The following is a 1,748-nucleotide window of genomic DNA, read 5'->3' as shown; positions in this document are numbered from 1 at the left end:
GTGCAGCGGGGCCAGCGGATGGAAATCGTCGAGTTCGAAACCCTGGATGAACGTGCCGTTGAGCACCGCGGCCGCGGGCGCGCTGGTCCGCTGTCCGGTGCCGATCACGACGCTGTCGCCGGATCCCTCCAGACCCAGCACGGCGTCGGTGGCGACGCGCGACCACGGTAATTGGGCGCCCACCAGGGCGCAGCCGACGCCGTCGAGCAGGAGGTGTTTGGCGCGCTCGACGACGGTGGGCGGGACGTCGTCGAGCGTGAGATCGGCGACCCAGGTGGCCAGGCGCCCGGTCGGTCCGGCCGGATCGGTGGCGGCCCGCTGCTGCACCGCGGTCATCGCGACCCCCTCGGGCTAGTAGACGTCTGAGTAGTTGTTATATGTTTATAACAACTAATGCGGTCGCGCAAGGGAGGCGGTGTGGAAGCATTGGGCACCGTGCAGCAGCGCAGCGACAAGGCCGGCCCGGTGTCCGCGGCCGCCGGTGTGCCGTTGCACCGGCAGCTGTTCCTGGTGCTGCACGACGAGATCGACCGCGGGGTCATCGCCCCCGGCGAGGCGTTGCCTACCGAGCAGACGCTGTGCGATCAGTTCGGGGTCTCCCGCATCACCGTGCGCCGCGCGCTGGCCGACCTTGCCGAACAGGGCTACATCGAGCGCAGGCAGGGTGTGGGTTCTTTTGTGCGCCAACATGATCCGGCCGACGTGCCCACCGGTCGCTCATACCTGCAGGAACTGCGTCAGACCCAATTCGAAACCGAGGTCGAGGTCGTCGAACTGGGCACCCGGCCGCCCCCACGGGTGGTCGCCGAAACCCTGCGGCGCGGCGGCGATCTGCTGCACATCGTGCGGGTGCGGCGGCAACGCAGGACCGGTGAGCCGTTGCTGGTGACCGACGCTTGGCTGCCCCCGGAGCTGGCCCCGGTGCTGACCGAGGCGGCGTTGCGGCGCGCGCCGCTCTACGAGCTGTTGTCCGACAATGCAGTCACGGTGAACCGGGTGCGGCACGAGATCACGGCCGAAATCGCGGGTCCGCGCAACGCGCACCTGCTCGACATGCCGATCGGCGCCGCCGTGTTGCGGGTCAACCGCCTCGTGTACGCGGCCGACGCACCGCATCACTACCTGTCGGGCCTACTGTCGCCGAGCCGAAGTCGTGTGCTGCTCAGCCAGTCCGCCGACGAGCTCGAAACCGGCGACGGCCTGCGAATCGCCCACGATGTCGGCGGGCGCAGCGGCTAGGACGCGCCCCGCAGCGCCTTGTCGATCGCCTGGGCGTCCGGCGCGCAATCACCGGCGCCGGCGACAAGGGTCGCCAGCGCACCCGCTGCGCAGGCTCGCTGCAACGCCAGTCGCCGCTGATCCGCCGAGCCGGGGTTGGGTGGCCAATTCGCGGCCAGGACGCCGGCGAACACGTCACCGGCTCCGGCGGTGTCCACCGCGGCCACCGTCGGGGCCGGTACCGTGTATTCGCCGTCCGCGCCAACGTAACGGGCGCCGTGCGCGCCCAGCGTCACGACCAAATGTTCTGGGCGCCAGGGCCATTCGTCGGCCTCCTCTTCGTTGGTGATCACCACGTCCGCCGCGGCCGCCAAGTCGCCCAACGAGCCGGGATCCTGGCCGGCCGGCGAAGCGTTCACGACGACGACCGCTCCGGCCGAGCGCGCGTGGTGCGCGGCCGCGACGGCCGTGGGCACCGGAATCTCGAGCTGGGTCAACATCACATCGCAGTCGCCGACGACCGAGCGGGC

3 protein-coding genes are annotated in these 1,748 nt (G+C 70.5%); 1 reads left to right on the top strand and 2 read right to left on the bottom strand.

Annotated elements, in window-relative coordinates:
* Window positions 1–336, bottom strand: a 336-nt coding sequence (locus A5646_RS05040) for an MmgE/PrpD family protein (RefSeq protein ID WP_197505126.1), incomplete at its 3' end; no start/stop codon positions are given.
* Between the two features lie 90 nt (window positions 337–426).
* Between A5646_RS05040 and A5646_RS05035 the strand changes: the two genes are divergently transcribed.
* Window positions 427–1,239, top strand: coding sequence for a GntR family transcriptional regulator (locus A5646_RS05035; RefSeq protein WP_067020306.1), 813 nt, complete (start codon window positions 427–429; stop codon window positions 1,237–1,239).
* Here A5646_RS05035 and A5646_RS05030 read toward each other — a convergent pair.
* Window positions 1,236–1,748 (bottom strand): PfkB family carbohydrate kinase (locus tag A5646_RS05030; protein WP_231998237.1); only part of this gene is annotated, 513 nt, incomplete at its 5' end. The genes A5646_RS05035 and A5646_RS05030 overlap by 4 nt on opposite strands.

Origin of the sequence: Mycobacterium sp. 1245499.0 (assembly GCF_001673615.1) — a bacterium.
Taxonomy (GTDB): Bacteria; Actinomycetota; Actinomycetes; order Mycobacteriales; family Mycobacteriaceae; genus Mycobacterium; species Mycobacterium europaeum_A.
Note: the sequence above shows the minus strand (reverse complement) of the source record. Positions and strands in the feature narration are given on the sequence as shown.